This window comes from Roseimaritima sediminicola, assembly GCF_009618275.1.
GTDB lineage: Bacteria > Planctomycetota > Planctomycetia > Pirellulales > Pirellulaceae > Roseimaritima > Roseimaritima sediminicola.
In genome coordinates this window covers 85,377-104,040 of sequence record NZ_WIAD01000010.1, presented here as the reverse complement: position 1 = coordinate 104,040, position 18,664 = coordinate 85,377, and the positions used below count along the sequence as shown (strand labels likewise).

General features: G+C 64.0%; 9 protein-coding genes. 3 read left to right on the top strand and 6 right to left on the bottom strand.

The genetic code is table 11. The features are described from left to right. Positions 1 to 119: 119 nt before the first annotated feature. On the bottom strand, positions 120 to 3,488 hold the full coding sequence (locus GE027_RS07810; protein WP_162006620.1) for a DUF6797 domain-containing protein: 3,369 nt from the start codon (positions 3,486 to 3,488) through the stop codon (positions 120 to 122). Positions 3,489 to 3,834: 346 nt separating this feature from the next. Between GE027_RS07810 and GE027_RS07805 the strand changes: the two genes are divergently transcribed. Continuing rightward, complete coding sequence (locus GE027_RS07805; protein WP_153556626.1) at positions 3,835 to 4,296, top strand: hypothetical protein; 462 nt, start codon at positions 3,835 to 3,837, stop codon at positions 4,294 to 4,296. 50 nt (positions 4,297 to 4,346) lie between these two features. Here the strand turns inward: GE027_RS07805 and priA are convergent, their stop codons facing one another. Next, on the bottom strand, positions 4,347 to 6,734 hold the full coding sequence (gene priA, locus GE027_RS07800; RefSeq protein WP_390621574.1) for a replication restart helicase PriA: 2,388 nt from the start codon (positions 6,732 to 6,734) through the stop codon (positions 4,347 to 4,349). 103 nt (positions 6,735 to 6,837) lie between these two features. On the opposite strand from priA, the gene nadD reads away from it, so the two are divergent. Further along, positions 6,838 to 7,455, top strand: a complete 618-nt coding sequence (nadD, locus tag GE027_RS07795; protein WP_153556625.1) for a nicotinate-nucleotide adenylyltransferase — start codon at positions 6,838 to 6,840, stop codon at positions 7,453 to 7,455. A gap of 580 nt (positions 7,456 to 8,035) precedes the next feature. Here nadD and GE027_RS07790 read toward each other — a convergent pair. Continuing rightward, positions 8,036 to 8,728, bottom strand: coding sequence for a hypothetical protein (locus GE027_RS07790; RefSeq protein WP_153556624.1), 693 nt, complete (start codon positions 8,726 to 8,728; stop codon positions 8,036 to 8,038). A 255-nt stretch (positions 8,729 to 8,983) separates the two neighbouring features. On the opposite strand from GE027_RS07790, the gene GE027_RS07785 reads away from it, so the two are divergent. Further along, positions 8,984 to 10,675: a transglutaminase-like domain-containing protein gene (locus tag GE027_RS07785; protein ID WP_153556623.1), complete on the top strand. Its 1,692-nt coding sequence runs from the start codon at positions 8,984 to 8,986 to the stop codon at positions 10,673 to 10,675. A 61-nt stretch (positions 10,676 to 10,736) separates the two neighbouring features. Here the strand turns inward: GE027_RS07785 and GE027_RS07780 are convergent, their stop codons facing one another. The 3 genes from GE027_RS07780 to GE027_RS07770 all read right to left on the bottom strand — a co-directional run bounded on the left by GE027_RS07780 (position 10,737) and on the right by GE027_RS07770 (position 18,349). After that, a complete protein-coding gene (locus GE027_RS07780) occupies positions 10,737 to 11,138 on the bottom strand; it encodes a peptidase associated/transthyretin-like domain-containing protein (protein ID WP_153556622.1) in 402 nt (133 codons plus the stop codon). Positions 11,139 to 11,346: 208 nt separating this feature from the next. Beyond that, positions 11,347 to 12,447 carry a DUF1559 domain-containing protein gene (locus tag GE027_RS07775; RefSeq protein ID WP_153556621.1) on the bottom strand — a complete coding sequence of 367 codons (1,101 nt, stop codon included), beginning with the start codon at positions 12,445 to 12,447 and terminating at the stop codon, positions 11,347 to 11,349. Positions 12,448 to 12,775: 328 nt separating this feature from the next. Continuing rightward, entirely contained in the window at positions 12,776 to 18,349 is a 5,574-nt protein-coding gene (locus tag GE027_RS07770) for a hybrid sensor histidine kinase/response regulator (protein ID WP_153556620.1), read from the bottom strand. Positions 18,350 to 18,664: the final 315 nt, after the last annotated feature.

The following is an 18,664-nucleotide window of genomic DNA, read 5'->3' as shown; positions in this document are numbered from 1 at the left end:
GGTGTGGGGTTTTTCCTGAATCCGGTTGGCGGTGGTGAAGTCAAGGCGAGGATTAACGTCGGGGTAGCTGATCTCGCCAGAGATTGGATCGAGGGTGGTCCAAAGTCTGGCGACTTCAGCTACGGGGCGACGGCGGTGGCTTCGTCGGCGGACGGCAGGGCGTGGATCGTCCAGTACAGCTCTTCGAGCAGCGGCTGGCCGTCGGCGCCCACGAACCGCATAACCAGGTGCAGTTGGTCGACCGCTTGCAGGTCCGGAACGCTCAAACGTACCCCGCGGCCGTCGTCGTCGACGTGCACGGCGGAAACTTCCAGCGTGTCCACGCCGACTTCACCGGAGCTGGGGCGGTACTGCTTCGAGCCGTAGGACGCTTGCCAGAGGTAGTTCCAGTGTTCGATCTGGAACGCTTCGTCGGCTTGCGCCGAAGCCGGATCGATGGGCTGGGTAAAGCGCAACCGCAGTTCGCCGGCGGCCACTTTGGCGTCGACCACCATCCACTGGGGCTGGCCGGTGTAGCGAAGACGCTGGATGCCGCCGTCGCGCAGACCCGGTCGTCCGCCGCCGTTCCAGCCCTGCAGTCCGACGGCGTAGACCTGGCCATCGGCGGGATTCACGCGAGCTCGCATGATGCCGCTTCGCCAGTCGAAGGGCAGCTTGATGATGGCGGCTTGATCCTGGCCGTCGACCTGCTGCATCAACGCATAGCTCATCCAGCCCTTGCCGAAACTGGTGTGCAACAGATGCCCGGCCAGCGGCCCCCAACGCTCGTCTCCGGCCCAGAGCTGTCCGCCCGACGAATTGTCGAACCACTGCGGCATGTAGACCAAAGGCGGGTCGTGCGTCTTGGGCGGAACAACTTTGTCCAGATCCAAACGGCCGCCGTCCGGAGCCCATTTGCCGGCCAGGGCATAGGTCGGGACCCAACCATAAAAACCGCCGGGACGAACCAAATTAATTTTCGAAGCGGGCGTCCATTGGCCCTGATTGTCGCTGACGGTCAGCCGCCCGTCGGGCAGGATGCCCATGCCGTTGGGCGAACGGAATCCGGTGCAGTAGACGTTGCGATGCCGGCCATCGGGAGAAATCTGAATGATGGCTCCGGGCAACGCGTAATCGGCACCGTGGCCGGCTTTGGCGTAATAGAAATTGCCCTGACGGTCGTGCTGGAGATCGAAGTTAAAGGCATGGAAATGGATCGAGACGTCGTCGTCGGCGCTGAAGTTCTCGTAGTAATCCGCTTCGCCATCGCCATTGAAATCGTGCAGCCGTGCGACGCGATCTTTACAAGTCACGTAGACCTGATCGTCGACGATCTTCAAACCCAGCGGTTCGTACAGTCCGGCGGCGAAACGCTTCCAGGTTAATTGTTGCAGCGAATCGTCGATGCCCGAGACGATCCAGATGTCGCCGCCGTAGGTGGACACCGCCATCCGGCCGTCCGAGAAGAAGTCCAGTGCGGCGGTGCGGAACCAGGTGTTCCACGGCGTTTCGGTGGGCAGGGTCAGCGTATCGAGCGCATAGGCACCACGCTCCAGACCCAGGTAACCGGTGCTCTGAACCGGCTCGGTCCAGCGTGCCGGTCCGCCCTGCACGAATGCTTCCGGATCATGCGCCGGGGCTTCGCTGCTGGCCGCACTCAGTCGCTCCAGTTCGCGGCTCGCCGCGGCCGCGCCGGACACGGCCACACGTTCGATTTCGATCCGCCGGTCGGCTTCGTCGGCCGGTAGGTGCAGGATCAGACGACCCTTGGCATCGGTTTGCCAACGCAGTCCCGCCGTATCGCCACGAACGATCGCGGCCGTCGCCGATTGCCAGTCGCCGTCGGTTCGGTCTCCGAGTATCGCAACGGTTCCCGATGCCGAAGCGGACCGGCGACCGGTTTGGTGCGACGAAGAACTCACGGACGATCCGCCGGCGGCGGAAGCTGCCCCCAGCGGTGGATCGATAAACGCAGCGTCCGCCGCTTCGGAACGCTGGGCAACGACCAGGCGGAGCGCCGCTCCGCCACCGATGCGGAGGCTGTGCCGTACGCCGGCGGCGTCTTTGCCAGAGCCGGCCGGCGAGGGCATCTCCAGAACGGCTCGGCCATCGATGTGGTAGCTGAGTACAACGCGGTCGCCGTGCAGGTAATATCCCTGGTACTCCATCCAGGCCTTGGGCAGGGGGCCGCGCGGCAGCAGGCCGGCGCGCGGGTAGTCGACCTGGCCATCGTGAGCCCATCGCCATCCGGCCAGCCCTTCCAGGCGTTTGCCCGCCGGGTTCACCGTGCCTTCGCCACGATCCCGGTTGTGCTGCGTCTGGCTGTACTCCACGAACTCGCCCTGCCAGATATCGGCCTGGTCCATGGTGTGGGTGTTGTAAGCGATCGTCTTGCCGTTCAGATCGATCGACAACACGCTGGTGAAGTCGCGGCGGAGCTGCGAGGCGAGGGCCGGTCCGAAGTCGCGCGGGCTGACCGGCACTTCGTCGCCCAGTTCGGTGCCCTTGGGCAGGCCGGCCAGGTAGGCTTCGTCGGCGGCTTTGTAGTCGGGATTGGAAGAACGCATGAACGTTTCACGAATGTAGTGAACCACTTGGTAGCGTTCTTTGGGTGTCAGATGCGACATCGGCGCCATCAAACCGTTGCCGCGGGTCAGCGTCATGAACATCGCGTAGGGATCGGCACCGAAGCGCAGTTTTTGGGTGCCGAAAGCGCGAGCCGTGGGCAGGGAAGGGCGGTTGCCGTCGGCGCCGTGACATTCCACACAGTAACCGTGGTAAATGTTCTCGCCGGCTTGCAGGTCGCGACGTCCCAGCCGTTTGATGATCCCGGCATGATCGAGGTTGGCCGAATCGTCGGTCACGGCCAGGGCTTCGGCCGACGGTCGCAGGTCCGCTGCCGCCGACGGTCCGCCCCGAGCGACCGCCGTGACGTAGGCCACCAGATCATAGAACTGGCCCGGGTTGTCCAAGGCCGACATCAACCCGTCGGGCATCATCGACTGCGACGATGCTTCGAGCGCCTCGATCGTGTCCTGGGCAATGCGCCGCGTGGCGGTCAGGTCGTCGGCTTGGCGCAGGACAACTTCGTCGGTGGTTTCTTCGACCAACATCCCCGACACCACCTCGCCGCTGTCGGTCGCCACGATCACTGTCTCGTAACCCTTAGCCAACCGCTTGGACGGTTCGAGCAATGCCTCGACCACATCCGCCTCGTCGGTTTCGCGGTCCAAACTGGCTAGGTTCGGTCCCAACGGCGACGGGCCCTCGCCGCTGACATGGCACAGCACGCAGGCGGCCGCCGACTTGTGGAAGACCAGGGCACCGCGCTGCGGATTGCCGCGAAGCCGCGTCTCGCGGGCCAGTTCGTCTTTCGGCACCTGGCGCAGTTGATCGTGCAGCGGCAGCGGATGCCGTAGCGTTTCCTGAGCGGCCGAGGGAGAATCGTCCAGCAACAGGCAAGGCAGGCCGAACGCAACAAGCAGCAAAGCGGCCCAGAGGGACCGCAAGGGGGATATCGAAACAAGCACAGCAGGTATCACGCAGCAGAGAGGCGGGAGCGGATCGAGACGAAAGAATCCGCAACCGAGGCAGGGAAATGGATGGGGTGTCCAGTTTAAACGCAATCGTGGACGGAGGCGAGTCGATGGAAAAACCGCGGTAGTTTGGATTGGGAGCCAAAGTCCGGCGATGAGCCGCTGCGGGGGGGGGACGCGATATTGTCTCGGGTGTTGGCGAGGGGTAGGTTGAACACTACCGTTTTTCTCGTCCTCGGTCGTCGCCGCATGTGACTGCTCAGCCATCGCGTGCGGCGAGTGACCGTCGCGCGACGAGCTTCCAGGAGGGCTCGCGACGATGTCTGATCCAAATTCACCCCGGCAAGATGAGGCGAGGGGGCCTGCCGATATCGGCGCCGGTTCGGGTGAGGTCGGTTCGGGGGAGGTCGGTTCGGGTGAGTTGGTCAATCCCTACCAACCGGTCGGCAGCGTGACGGTACCCGAGCAGTTGCCCAAGGTTCGAGGCGAGATCAACCAGCACAGTCAGGATGTCAATCGGGTCTTGGGCATTACGATCGGCGTGTTGGTGATGCTGGGATTCTTTGTCTGGCTGGCGCAGGGAGCGCCGCTGTTCGTCGCGTTGATTCTGATGTCGCCCTTCTTTCCCGCCCCGCTGCTGTTCCTGCTGCGTCCCTGCCGCCACGCGTGGTGGTCCGACATGTTGATCAACTTCGGGTTGTCGGTCGGCGTTGGCGTCGCTGTGATAATCGCTGGCGTCGCGATCTGTACGGCGATTCTGGTGGGAATCGGTGGTTTGTAGTTCCGCTGCTGGTACGCGCGAGGTCCGTCACGGCTCGGAGAGCCGTGCTACTAAAGCATGTCCAGCGGATCGATGTCGATGACGAACTGGATGTCTTCTTTGCCGGCGGGTTTCAGATTGTCGACCGCGCGGCGAATGGTTTCGCCCAGGCTCGTCGCATCGGCGGCTTGCAGCAGGATGTGAAAGCGGTACTTGCCGCGGAGCTTGGCGATCGGCGGCGGCGCCGGCCCCAGAATCCGAACCTCGGACTTTAATTTGTCTCGGCTCAGCTCCAGCCGCTCGACGATCGTATCGGCAAACGCTTCGGTCGTCTCTTCCAGCGGTCCGCGGATGATGATCCGGGCCACGCTGCCCAGCGGCGGGTAGGCGTACTTGCGCCGCTGCAGCATTTCGGTTTCGGCGAAGCGGTGGTAGTCGTGTTGGGATGCGGCCTGGATCGCCGGGTGCTCCGGCGTAAACGTTTGTACGATCACACGGCCGCCACGGTTGCCGCGACCGGTGCGGCCGGCCACCTGGGTGACCAACTGGAACGTCCGCTCGGCGGCCCGGAAATCCGGGAAGTGCAGGGCACTGTCGGCGTTGATCACGCCCACCAACAGCACGTTGGGAAAGTCCAACCCTTTGGCGATCATCTGGGTGCCGAGCAGAATCTGCAGTTCGCCGCTGCGAAATTGGCCGAGCACTCGTTCGTGGCTGCCCGGCCGCCGCATCGTGTCGCTGTCCATCCGCGCGATCTTGGCGTCGGGGAACCTGGCTTTGACTTCGACCTCCAAACGCTGGGTGCCCAGGCCGCTGTAGCGGATGCCGTCGAACTTGCAGACCGGGCACCAGGGCGGGGTGGGGATCTGGTAATCGCAGTAGTGGCAGACCGCTTTGCCGCCGTCGCGGTGGTGCGTCAGCGGCATGTCGCATTCCGGGCACGCAACCACGTGGCCGCAGGAGGGGCACTGGATCGTGGTGGCAAACCCGCGGCGGTTCAGCAGCAAAATCACCTGTCCCTGTTCGGCCAGGGTTTCGCGGACGGCGTTGTGCAGGGGACGGCTGATCGCTCCGCCACCGACGCGTTCGCCGGGGGTGCGGAGGTCGACCAGTTGCACGTGCGGCATCGGTCGGCCCGCGATCCGCTGGTTCAACTGAATTAATTCCGCGTGCCCGGTTTCGGTGGCGTACCAGGTTTCCAGCGACGGCGTGGCGCTGCCCAGCACCAGCGGGATGTTCTCGATCTGGCTGCGCACAAAGGCCACCCGGCGGGCGTGGTAGCGAGGCACCGAATCCTGTTTGAACGAGGCGTCGTGTTCCTCGTCCAGGACGATCAAGCCCAGGTTCGGCAGCGGGGCGAACACGGCGCTGCGAGCGCCGACGACGACCTGCACCTGACCGCTGCGAATGCGTTGCCAGTGAAAGTGCCGTTCGACGCCGCTCATCTGGCTGTGCAGCACCGCCACGTCGTCGAAGCGATCCTGGAAGCGATGGCGGGTCTGGGGCGTCAGGCTGATTTCGGGCACCAGCACGATGGCCTGTTTGCCCTGCCGCACCACCGCCTCGATGGCCTGGATGTAGACTTCGGTTTTGCCGCTGCCGGTCACGCCGTGCAGGACCAGCGTCCGCTGGGCGTTGCTGTCGATCGCGGCGGTGATCGATGCCAGTGCGGCGGCTTGCGGTGCGGTCAATTCCGGGATTTCCACGGCGCTGCGGTCGCGCACCGAGTGCAGCGGACCGGTGGCGGTCAGCACCCGCCGCGCCTGGGCGGCGAGGAAGCCTTTCTTGCGGAGCTGCCGGATCGGAGCCTCGGTGCACTCGGCCAGCGAGGCCAGTTGGGCGGCGGTCAGTGGCCGCGCCGCGGCGATCAGGTGCCGCAGGGCGCTGCGCTGTTTGGCCGGCAGCGGGTCCACCTGGGCGTCGTCCAGAGCCCGGGCGGAGGGAGTGAGGAAGATCTGCTGACGCGTTCCCGCGCCGGCTCGCACCCCGGCCGGAATCAACGCATCAAAGACCTGGCCCGCCGGCGCCTGGTAGTAGTGACTCATCCACAGCACCAGCTTGATCAGTTTGTCGTCGCACAGCGGTTCCTCGTCGCAGGGTTCGAGGATGTCCTTCAGGCTGCGCGGCGGCACATTGGTGGTTTCCACGGCGACACACCAGCCGACGACCGCGCGGTTTCCCTTGCCCAGCGGAACTCGCAGCCGCATTCCCGGCCGCACGACGCCCAGTAATTCGGCGGGGATTTTGTAGTGAAAAGGGCCAAACGGGTTTTCCGAAAACACCACCGCAGCCGCTTCGGTTTCGTTCTCCGCGACCAACTCCCAGGGCGGTGGCTGGGTGTCGAACAGCTCCGCCTGACGCTCGTCGTCGTCGGACTGAGGGGGCCCGGAAGGCATGATCGGTAACGCTTCCAGTGGTGAGAACGTGGGGTGTTGAACGTCTTGGCTATGTGACAACATATCCGCCGGATCCTGAACAAGTGAAGTCCCTGTGCAGCGATCAGTATCGCCGCCGGGCGTGACACGTCTGGTCCTTTCACCTTTTGCGCAATCGGCTCAAACCATGCGAATCGGCATTTTCGGCGGCTCTTTTGATCCGGTGCACCACGGACACTTGTTGATCGCCCTGCGGGCCTGGGAGCAGTTGCATCTGGATCACGTCCGCATGATCCCGGCCGCCCAGTCGCCGCTGAAACCGCCCGGAACCCACGCGGCGGCCTCCGAGCGGCTGGAGATGCTGCGCTTGGCCACCGGCGGGACCGACTGTCTGGTCGTCGACGATCGCGAACTGCGCCGCGGCGGCGTCAGCTACACCGTCGATACGCTGCAGGAGCTGCGCGACGGGGAGCCGTCGGCCGAGTGGTTTTTAGTTGTCGGAGCCGACTCGCTGGCGTCGCTGCCACAGTGGCATCGGCCCGAGCGGCTGCTGCGACTGGCCACCCTGGCGGTGGTGCGGCGAGGAGGCCAGCCGCCGCTGGACTATGGCGTGTTGGCGTCGCTAGCCGATGCCGAGACGATCGCCCGGTGCCGAGCGGCCGAGATCCGCATGCCCCTGATCGAGATGTCCAGCAGCGATCTGCGGCGGCGCGTCGCCGAGGGCCGTACGATCCGGTTTCAAACCCCACGAGCGGTCGAAGCGTATATCGACTCGCACCGCTTATATCGGCCCACCGGCCCGTAGCCGAAGTCGCCAGACTTTGGGAAGGGAAAGATTTGAGCTTGCGCCCTGAGACTTGAAGTCGCTCGGCCTTGGTGGGCGTGGGGATTGCAAATTGCAAATTGCAAATTGAACATTGCAAATTTGAAATTGACTGACTCTGACGGATTCTATGTATGGCTCAGAGCGGTAGAAGACAAAGTTTTCTCCCCTCTCCCCCGCTGCGCCGCGAGCGTCAGCGAGTGAAGCAGTGGTGGGAGAGGGGCCGGGGGTGAGGGGGCTCGGGTGCAACGCAATGACTGTTTGCGTACGCCTTTCCGATTCCCGCACCGCAGTGAAATACGGAAGTGGTGCTGCTCTGCTGGTCCCCCTCACCCCCAACCCCTCTCCCCCGAAGCCTGGCTCGCTTAGGCTCGCCAGGCTTCGGGGGAGAGGGGAGAAAACGATTCTTCTCATACATAGATTCCGTTAGAGTCAGCAAATTTGAAATTGAGATTTTGCAATTTGCAATTTGCAATTGACGCCTCTACGGTTGCGGGCCCCGCCCACGAGCAACGCCCAAACTCTGGCGAGTTCGGCTACGGCCGGGTCAACCAACGACCGCCTACGACCACTCCGAATCCATCCCCAGGCGTGACTTGAGGACATCGAACTCGCGGAGGTAGCGTTCGCTGCTGCTGTGCACGTGCTCGGCTTCGGTCAGAAACTGCAGCTTGGGATCGGGATACACGTCGGCGTCGATCAGGATTTTTTCGAAGCGATCGAGCGGTGCACCGTAGGCGATCAGCATCTTGTGCTCATCGAACTGGACTTCCTGTTGACGCTGGGGATTGACGATCGCAATGCCCGTGCAGCCATCGTTCAGCAGCATGTCCTCGAACTCCAGCAGCGTGCTCTTCAGCACCGGCAGGTCGATGTGCTCGCGGTACAGGTCCTGGTGTCCGCCGGTGGCGTGATGGCTGGTTTCCAGCACCACGTCGACGACCGGTCCGAGCGGATCGATCAGGTCGAGGAACAGATCCATCAGGATGTTCCGCGTGGCCGAAGCCATCAGGACGGGGACGACCGCCCCGCTGGCATCGTCGCGATATTCATCGTGACGGAAGCCCTGCCGGGGGATGATCTGCAGGTCGTAGGAAGGACGGATCGCCGCGGTCAGATCGAATGCGTCGTAGCGATCGATGCCCATATGCGTCTGTAATTCTTCATCGCTCAACCGTCCGAAACTGTCGGCATGTTCGGCTGCCGCGGTGCCTTCGGGACCGGTACTTCTGAGGATGCGTTTCAGGAAGCCCATTCGCTTTGGTCTCACTAGATAAATGTTAATGGCCATGACGGCCAAGGCTCTTTGTGCTCCGTATGCTTGAAGGCTAGGTCACCCCGCGCCCCGACTGCGGACGCGGCGAAAGGTTCGGGTTTATTCTGAGGATTTCTGGGCCGCATTCTCGACGCAATCGTCAATATCGGGCGTGATCGATATAATCGGGCGGGTACGGCTCTGCCATCGAAGTTTCGATTTGTTCTCTTCAAACGCCCGGATGCTGGTTGCCCGATGTGCTGTCGCTCTCCGCTTGGTTTTCGCGTGGTTTTATGCTTGAACGCGGCCCTGGCTGTGACCTTGTCCGGCGGCTGTGACCCGCCGCCCAGGCCGCCGGTCGCCGGCGAAACCAACGACGCCTTGGTGAAGGAACTCGATGCGATCTCCGCGCCGCCGCCGGAGGCGGTTCGCGGCGGGGACGCAGCGGTCGCCGGCGCTGCGGCCGAGCAAAACGACCTGCCGGCCGACGAGGCGGCGAACAACGCGGCCGGGGGGCCGCAGCCCGTCGGGCCGCAGGCTGGCCAGAGGACGCCCTGGGAGGCGTGGGACGCGTATTACATGGCCGGCGAGCACATCGGTTATTCCCACGTCCGCGCCGAATCGCAGCCCGGCGGCGGTACGGTGCTGCACATGCACGACCGGATGACGCTGCGGCGGGGGGAGGAAACGTTGGTCAATCAGGTCACGCATCGCTGCGTGCAGGACGCGCGAGGCCGTCTGCAGTCGTTCGAAGCCGAAACGCACAGCGGAGCCGATGTGACGCGCGTCGAGGGCACCCGCAGCGAAGGAGAGCTGCGGATGGAGCGGATTCGCGGCGACGAACGCAGCACCGACACGATCGCCTGGAAGGAACACTACTGGGGACTGTTGGGCGTGCAGCAGTCGCTGCGGCAGCAGCCCTTGGCGGTGGGCCAGCGGCGGCGGATCGAAGCCCTGTTGCCGGTGCAGTATCGCATCGGCCGTTACGATCTGCGGGCCACGGCCGAAGTGGCCGTACCGATGCTCGGCGGCCAGTCTCAGCGGTTGACCGAGATTCACAGTCGGCTGCAACTGGCCGGCGGAGCCGAATTGGAATCCTACCTGTGGATCGACTCCCAAGGCCACACGTTGAAAGCTTACACGCCGGCGATGGATCTGACGGCTTATCGGACCGACCAGGCCACGGCCACGGCAACCGCTTCGCCTACCAAAGATGTGCTGGACATCGGCACGATTCCCCTGACCGGTCGTGTTCCCTTGGCCTCGCCCGAGAAGGCCTCGCAGGTGACCTTTCGTCTGACGATGGCCGCGGGCGCAGCGGTGCCGAGGCTGGAACCGGCGGCGGGTCAAAGGCTTCAACCGGCCGAGGACCAGCAGTCCCTATTGATCACCGTCCGAGCGGGCCTGGACCGCAACGCGCCGCTGCCGCCGGTCGAGGACTCGGACACCGCGGCGGGGCCTGTGATCGACCATCAGGACCCGCGGCTGGCCCGGATGGTGCAAGCGCTCGAGGCGGGGCCGGAGCGAAGCCCGCGAGAGAAAGTGTTGCAGGCGACCGGATTTGTGCACCAGTACATCCGCCGTAAAGACCTGTCGCAAGGATTTGCCACCGCTTCGCAGGTCGCCCGCGAGGGGCAAGGTGACTGCACCGAGCATGCCGTGCTGCTGGCCGCGATCCTGCGGCGGATGGAAATCCCCACCCGCTTGGTGGCCGGATTGACTTACGTCACCCGCGACGGCCAAGCGGTGATGATGTACCACATGTGGAACGTCGCTCGTGTCGACGAGGGCTGGTTGCCGGTCGATGCCACACTCGGTGGGCTCGCTCCGGCCAGCCGCATCGCCCTGGTGACCACGAACCTGGCCAGCGGCAACGAGTACGAATGTCTGGACCCGATCTTCAGCGTGATCGGCCGGATCGAACTGGAAATCGTGTCGGCCCAGTAAGCCCACGGCCGGGACGGCCGTGCTGCTTTGTTTCTCTCACGGCCGGGACGGCCGTGCTGCTTTAGTTGGCCTGGTCCAGCGTCAGGTCGTAGGTGTCACTGGGAACGGTGAGGGTCAGACCCGAGGTCGTCGGGCTGGAGTACTTGGGATCGATCAGGCTTTTGGGCGGTGGTCCCGACTGGTTGTACATGTCCTCGCCCATTCCCGAGGCGGGGGCCTTGTCCAGGACCCCGGCGACAGCGACCTGATAGGATCCTTCGGGCACGTTCTCGATCGTGAAGGTCCCGTCTTCTCCGATCCCACCGCGGTAGGAGCCTTCTTCGCCGTCGAGGTTCACGGTGCCGCGGGGTGCGGGTTGATCGCCGACCAGGACGGTGCCCGACACTTCCGATCCGCCCGGTCCACAACCCAGGACGGCGAAGCAGGAAAGGGCCAACAGTACACAACAGGAATGGAACTTCATCAAAGTGGTATCCGATTTTCTTGAAGGGGGGACGCGCCGCGGGCCGCCGCGAAATTCGCCAGATGCGAACGGCGGATGCGGCCGGCGAGCAAGACAAAAAAACGGCACGTTTGGTGAGGACCAAAGCGTGCCGTTGATTGGACATGTTGGACCCTTCGCACGTTGGACCCTTTGCACGGCACGTGCCGGGGCCCGCGAGCGATTGGCTCTACGGCATCTGGACGACTTGTCCGTCGGCGCGGTCCGCAAGGCGGAAGCGGATCTGGTTGTCCATCGTTTCGGTAAAGCCTTGTACCGAGCCGTCGCCCATCGCGAACTGAACCACGCCGGGGTGCCAGGAGCCAAAGCCGCCGGAGCGGGCCGCGGTAGTACCCTGGTTGCTGACGTTGGGCCAATCGTCGTTGCCGCGTTGGACCGGGCCGGTGCGAAGCGGGAACCGCATGTTGCGAGCGGCCATATATTCACGCCACGAGCCATCCTGCACGAACACCGAGCCGTCCGATTCGTTGCCGTTGCAGCAGTTGCGATCAAATTCGCCGATCGTCCAGAATTTCTCGCCCACGATCGCCGTGCTGCTCAAACCGTCGACGACCGAAGCGAACGAAGTTTTGATCCTGGCCTGTGCGCGGCGACTGTCGCCGATCGTCGAGGTGTTGGGCATGCCACTACCGTTGGCGGTGATGATCGCACCTTTTTGGCGGTTGCGGTCACCGTTGTTGGTGCTGTTGTGGTGCCCCCACCAGCTGTTCTCGGTTCCCGAATAGTCCAAGGTCGGATTGTCGCCTCGGCCCTGCGTGAATACGACGGCGTAGTCGCCCTTGGGACCCATCGCTTCCTGGCGAGCATCGCCAGCGACTTCGTTGGTCCGTACGGCGGCGGTGCGGTAGGAGGGACAGTGGTAGCCTTCGATCCCGCCGACCGCATTGGTGCCCAACGCCGCCTTGATGATCCGGAAGTTCTCGTTCATGTGCCGCTCGAGACTGGTCGAGTTCGAGCCGTCGTTGGCGCCGCCGTTGTACAAATCGTACAGATTCTGCTGTTCGATGAACGGCAACAGATGGAAGAAGAAGGTGGGGCCACCGGAGTGGTTCACCAGCGGAGGCATGGCGTTGTAGGTGTCGTGGAAGTTGTGCGTCGCCAGACCAATCTGTTTCAGATTGTTGGAGCAAGACATTCGCCGGGCGGCTTCCCGAGCCGCTTGTACTGCGGGCAGCAACAGCCCGACCAACACACCGATGATGGCGATCACCACCAACAGCTCCACCAACGTAAAACCTCTCTGGGAGCGATTCGTAAGACGACGTTTCATACTTATTCCTATCTGGATACAACGAACAATAAAAACAATTTCGATCTCCCCCTATCTCGCTTGCCCACGAAACGATGCCCCTCTGATGCGCTGCTCTGCCACGGAGAAGCACTGGCTTCGCAGCCCGCCCCCGCCGATTGCCCAGACCAGCCAATGTTGTCGACGCCTACTTTGTGGTAGGCCGAACGGTCTTTCCCGCTATCTTAATTGCAGTAGCGCGTCTGAAGTTCCGGTAAAAACAACAGTTATTCGCAAACAAGATGAATTAACAAGGGGGTGGGGCCCTGTGAGGGGTGCTTGCGCCTTGCTGGATGGGTGGGTTGCTCGGTCAGGTTGCGTGCCGAGCGAACCGCTCGATCGTTTCAAATAACTGGTCGGGGTTCAGCGGTTTGGACAGATGATCGTCCATGCCAGCCTCCAGACAGGTCTCGGCAATCTGTTCCTGGCTGTGGGCGGTCATGGCGATGATCGGCAGCCGACGCGCGTCCGTTTCCGCTTCGCGCCGACGGATGGCCTTGGTGGCTTGGATGCCGTCCAGATTGGGCATGTCGACGTCCATCAGGCAGAGATCCGGGGGCGTACGAAGCACCGTTTCGACGGCTTCCTGGCCGTCCTGAGCGACCATTACCTCGTAGCCACGCATCTCCAAGGTGCCGACGATCACTTCTTGATTGATCAAACCATCCTCGGCGACCAGGATCCGCAGCCCCGCGGTTCCCGCCGGCGAACACGATCCTGTGTCGGACGGTTTCTTGTCGGACGGTTTCTTGTCGGACGGTTTCTTGTCGGACGGTTTCTTGTCGGACGGTTTCTTGTCGGACGGTTGCGCGGGGGGCGGTTCGTCCTCAGGCGGGGCGTCATCCGCCGCGGCCGCGTTCTCGGCGGTTTCCAGGGGCAGTCGGACGGTGAACGTGCTGCCGTGGTGCAGGCGGCTGTGCAGCGTGATCGTGCCGCCCATCATCTCGACCAATTCCCGGCAGATGGCCAGTCCCAATCCGGTGCCGCCATACTGACGCGTGGTACTGCTGTCCGCCTGCGAGAACGACTCGAAGACCTGTTGCTGTTTGTCTTCGGCGATTCCGATTCCCGTGTCTTGAACGCGAAGCGTCCACCAGGAGACGTCGGGCGAATCGGATTCCGGCGGCTCCACCCGGACCTCGATTCGGATCGAGCCTTCGGCGGTGAACTTGATGGCGTTACCCAGCAGGTTCATGATCACCTGGCGCAGCCGCGAAGGGTCTCCCAGCACAGCTCGGGGGACTTCGGGATCGACGTCGCAAACCAGTTTCACACCTTTTTGCTGGGCCGAAGCATTCATCAGGCGAAGGGTTTCGGTCGTCAGCGCTCGGACGTCCACGGCGATGCGTTCCAGGACCAGTTTGCCGGCTTCGAGTTTGGAAAAGTCCAGCAGGTCGTTGATCAGGTTCAGCAGCGATTGCCCGCTGACTTCCAGCGTATCCAGGTAGTCCGCCTGGCGGGCGTCGGCCGGTGATTGTTGGGCCAGCCGGGTCATGCCGAGGATGCCGTTGAGCGGCGTGCGGATCTCGTGACTCATCGTCGCCAGGAAGCGACTTTTGGCTTGGTTGGCGGAGTGAGCCTGCGCGATGGCTTGGCGAAGTTGGTCTTCGATGGCGCGCAATTGTTGGTTGCTGTGGGCCAACTGGCGGGCTCGTTGTTCGGCCGCTTGGGTGCGTTCGTGGACCCTTTGTTCGAGGGTTGCATTTAACTGTTCCAGCTTGGCAAACCCGTCGGCGTTTTCCAGAGCCGCCCCGGCCAGGGTGGTGACGAAACCGGCGATCCGCAGTTCGTCCTCGCCGAACAGGTCGGGCAGGTCGTCGTGCACGACCAACAGCGCCGCGGTCGTTTCCCCGCGGACAGCGATCGGGGCCGCCACGGCACATCCACCGCCGAGGGTGGCTCTGGCGGCCGCCGCATCGGTGCAGGCGGCGGCATCGATCTCGACAGCCCGTTGGACCAGGCTGCGATAGCGCTGCAGATGGTTTTCCAGGGCCGGGTCGGCGCTGGAGAAGGGGTGCGGTTTGATGCTGATCGTATCACTTGGGGTGGTGCTTTGGGGCCTCTGGACGGCCAGGAAATACACGCATTGTCCGTGCAGCAGACGCTGGGCCGCTTCGCGGGTTTCGGCCAGCACGCCTTGGGTCGAGAGCGCGTGGGCGATTTGGCGACCGGAGCGAAGCACGGTGGCGAAACGGTCGGCCAGCGAGAGGCTGGCCGAATCGTCCGCGGCGGCCGATTCGGCCGCCGGGTCGTTCGATGCAAAACGGCATTCCAGCTCGCGCAGGCGTCTCAGGTCGGCGCGGCCCGAAGGGCGTTGGCCGTCCTGCCGAGCCAGCTCGACCAACAACCGCAGGGCGGCAAGTTCGTCCCGCGGCTGGCCCGTGCAGCGGGCCGCTGCGATGCTGGCCAGGGCCGCCCGTCGGCTGCGGCGCCGCCAGCCGGCCGTGGCGCGGAGGATGGCCAGTTCGCGATAGACGTGGGGCAGGTCGGCGGGAAACCCCCGAGCGATCCGCAGGGCGGTCCGGGCCGCGCGCATCGCTTCGGTCCAGCGTTTCCGGCAGAGCCGTCCATGACGGCGATCGGTCGCTTCGAACCGGTGCCGCAGGGCCGTGGCCAGCCACGCATAACAGGGCGAAATATAGGTGTTCAGGTGGCCGGCCTTGACGGTGCAGCGGATCGCCGCGTTCAGCGTGTCGATGGCCTCGTCGAAACGCTCGTGATGCAGCAGGATCACGGCAAACGCCAGTTGTGTCTGAGCGTTGCTTTGGGCGTCGGCGCGGTGGCGAGCCGCTTCGTCGGCGACCTGTTCCAGGGGCAGGGTTTCCGGGGCGCAGCGGGCCCACACATCCAGGCTGATCCCGGTGGCCTGTTCGTCGCCTATCTGGCGGCCGGAGCGATGCATGGCGGCCGCCATCTCCACGGCCTCCTCCAACCGGCCCAGGCGGTACAGGGCGTTGGCGCCCTGATACCGCGCCATATTCATCTCCCACAGGTCGCCGGTTTGTCCGAGTTGTTCGACCGCCTTTTCGGTCGTCGCGATGGCTTCTTCGAAACGGCATTCGGCCAGCAGCACGACGCTTTTGTAATGCATCGTTTGCCCACAGCCCCAAACATCCTGCAGTTGACGGCGAATCGTCAGGGAGCGATCGAGGTAGCGGTGGGCGCGGCCGAACCAACGCAACAGGCTCATCACCGGGCCGTGCTCGCTGTAGAACGCGGCCAAGGTCTTGCTCGGCGCGAACGTCTCCGCTTCGTTCAAGCTGCGCAGGTGGTTGCCCAGGGTCCATAGCCGATTGCGGCTGAACCAGTACACGCGAGAGAGTTGGCTGAGCAGTTCCAGACGCAGGCGATCGGTGGCCGTCAGCGCACCCTGACGGGCGACCCAGTCGGCGGGCAAGAGACTGTGAAGACTTTGGCGGAACGTCTGCCACACCAGTCCCAGGAACATGCCCACGGCGGACCGGGGGACGCAGATTCCCAGCACGACCAAGGCTTGTTCGTAGTGCCGCGCCGCCTCGTCAAATCGTCCGCGCTTAAACGCCAATTCGCCGATCCGCTGCAGCGTCCGACCATGCTGCAGCGGTTGGTCGGCCAGGACCAACGCCAACTGCAAACAGGCATCGGCGCGGTCGTATCGACCGACCAACAGGTAGATCTCGCCCAGGCTTTCCGCAATCTGCAGGCTCAGCTGACGATCGCCCAGGCCGGTGCAGCGTTTGGCGATTTCCAACTGTTCGATGGCGATGGGAAAGTCGAACTTCTCGCGCGCCAGCTTCGCGGCGGCCAACGCGTAACGCAGCGCCTCCTGCAGCATGTCCGCATGGTAGTAGTGATGCGCCAGGTCGATGGCGTTTTCGCAGTCATGCGTCTGGACGTAGGAGGCGGCTCGGCGATGCAGTCGGCGGCGATGATCGGCGGCCAACGACTGGCGCAGTTCGGCGTGGAGCTGGTCGTGGGCAAAGCGGAAACCATCGGTGCGCACCTCGCGCTGCAGCAACCCGCGCCGCAGGGCATCGGTCGCGACCTGGAGGGCGGCGGCGTGTTCGATTTCCGCGACGTGACACAGCATGCGGAGGTTGAACACGCGGCCTGTCACGGCCGCCGCGGCCAGCGTCTGCTTGGCGTCGGCGGTCAACGATTCGATCTGCCGCTCGAGCAGTTGCCCGATCGATTCGTCCTCCTGCAAGGCTTCGCGCAGGCCGCGCTGTTCCCGCCAACCGGTCGGCGAAGCCGCGACCGCGCCGCAGTCGATCAAGCGCGCCAGGATGGCCGAGGCGTGGGTCGGACTGCCGTGGGCGGCTTTGATGACGGCCTCTTGGACCTGCTGATCGATCTGCCCGGCGGTTGACTGCAGGTGATCGGCCATGGCCTCGGCAGCCAGCGGCTGCAGCGGTAGCGTGGTGCCGCCATGGGGCGGAGGCGTGACCCGCGAAACAACGCACAACAGATGCGTTAATTCGTGGTTCTCGATCCGCTCGGCCAAGGAGTTCAGTACGCGGTGCGTCAGCGGATCAAGACGTTCGTAACCGTCGAACAGAAACATCGCACCGCCGGACAGTTTGGCGAACGCAATGAACAACGCTTCGATGGCTTGTTGAGCGCGTTGGTTGGCGTAGGCGTCCGGTCCCCCGGGAATGCCTGAACGCGGCCACTGCGCTGCCAAGTGAGGAAACAGCTGGCCCAGCATCTCGGCGTGCATGCGCAGCTCGGCGGCCAGTTGGCGAGCCAGGTGAGGGTCTTGCCGGCAGTGTTCGGCCAGTCCCTGAATGACGCTTTCGAGCGATTGCAAGGGGCGCGGATGCAGCGACTCGCTGCCGCCGCCACGCAAGACCTTCAATCCGTCTTGTTGCCAGCGCACGGCGACTTCGTCCAGCAGACCGCGGCATGCATGCGTGTCCTGGCCGACGAGGCTGAGGAACCCCGTCGCCCCGTCTCGGACGGCCGGCCCGTACGTCTGCAGCTCCTGTAGCTCTCGTTGGCGGCCGATCAGGTTGGCCTCGGCCAAACGTTGCCGGATGTCTTGGGTGCCGATCGGAAACGCCGATGCACCGGTATGCAGATGGCCCAGGTGACTGGCTTTCTTTAAATCATGCAGCAGCGCCGAGGCACTCTGATACCGGTCCTGCGGATCACGGCGCAGCAACCGCGCGATGATGTCTTCCAGCACTTGGCCGACGATCACGCCCTGGGCGCGCAGTCGCGCGGGTTCCGCACACAACTGTTGATTCAAGTACATGCTGGGCGTGGTCGCCTCTAGCGGCGGCCGTCCGGTCAGCATCCCGAACAGCAAGACGCCTACCGAATACAAATCCGCGGCCGGACCGATATCCCGTTTCAGCGAACCGCTCTGCTCGGGCGAGCAGAAGGCGACGTCGGCCACATCCATCCGGGCCAGGTCCAGAGGAGCTCGCAGGGCCATCACCACCGGGCTTTCCAGCTGGACGCGGTTGCGCGGATCGCAAAGGACGCTCTCGGCGCTCAACCGTCCATGGATGGGGCCCCGTTGATGCCAGTCCGCCAAGCACTCCAGCAGCGAAAGGGCCACCTGCATGGTATCGTCCACCGAAAAGCGGTGGCGGAAGATTTGTTCGCTGAGCGGCGTGCCCGTGGGGACGGCGACGACGCGGGCCAAGCGGTCGGAGGACTCCCAAAAATCCCACTGGGGCAGGCTGCCTTGCGGTTGGTCCTTGCGATTTGCCAACCAGCTGGCGCGAACGCTCTGGTAGTCGGCCGCAGAGCAGTCGGCCGCGCGGACGACCTGGGCGATCCCCGCTCGACCATCGACCAACGACTCCACCGCGCACAGCAGCAGCTTGCCGCTGCGCTGCGGCGCGGCGGTGGTGCGGTATCCCTGCAAGTCGATCGAGGCGACGACGGCGGTCATGAACCAGACAGCGGCTGAAAACGTTTAAGTGGGCGGGGCCTGTGTACTACCCCAGTACACGACACGAGGTCCGCTCCAGCACCCTGAAATATCGCTTTCTCCCGGCGGCCGTCGGCGATTCTCCTGCTCGGGCCAAGACGATCCGCAGATGAACCGAACCGTTCCTATCAATAAAAACGGTTGCGCCGAGGCGGAGGGCTGGTTTGCAATCGCTGGACGGACCCTGAACGCTGTACGCCCGCCCCCCACGTTCAAAAAAGAGAAATTCGTTTCCGTTTTTCGGACCACAGTGCTCTCGCCATGCGAGGGGGTAGG

What these genes read in the sequence shown, in the direction of transcription:
- priA (WP_390621574.1), bottom strand. Translation starts at nt 6,734, where the DNA reads ATGTTGTCACATAGCCAAGACGTTCAACACCCCACGTTCTCACCACTG.
- GE027_RS07770 (WP_153556620.1), bottom strand. Translation starts at nt 18,349, where the DNA reads ATGACCGCCGTCGTCGCCTCGATCGACTTGCAGGGATACCGCACCACC.
- nadD (WP_153556625.1), top strand. Translation starts at nt 6,838, where the DNA reads ATGCGAATCGGCATTTTCGGCGGCTCTTTTGATCCGGTGCACCACGGA.
- GE027_RS07775 (WP_153556621.1), bottom strand. Translation starts at nt 12,447, where the DNA reads ATGAAACGTCGTCTTACGAATCGCTCCCAGAGAGGTTTTACGTTGGTG.
- GE027_RS07780 (WP_153556622.1), bottom strand. Translation starts at nt 11,138, where the DNA reads ATGAAGTTCCATTCCTGTTGTGTACTGTTGGCCCTTTCCTGCTTCGCC.
- GE027_RS07805 (WP_153556626.1), top strand. Translation starts at nt 3,835, where the DNA reads ATGTCTGATCCAAATTCACCCCGGCAAGATGAGGCGAGGGGGCCTGCC.
- GE027_RS07785 (WP_153556623.1), top strand. Translation starts at nt 8,984, where the DNA reads ATGTGCTGTCGCTCTCCGCTTGGTTTTCGCGTGGTTTTATGCTTGAAC.
- GE027_RS07790 (WP_153556624.1), bottom strand. Translation starts at nt 8,728, where the DNA reads ATGGGCTTCCTGAAACGCATCCTCAGAAGTACCGGTCCCGAAGGCACC.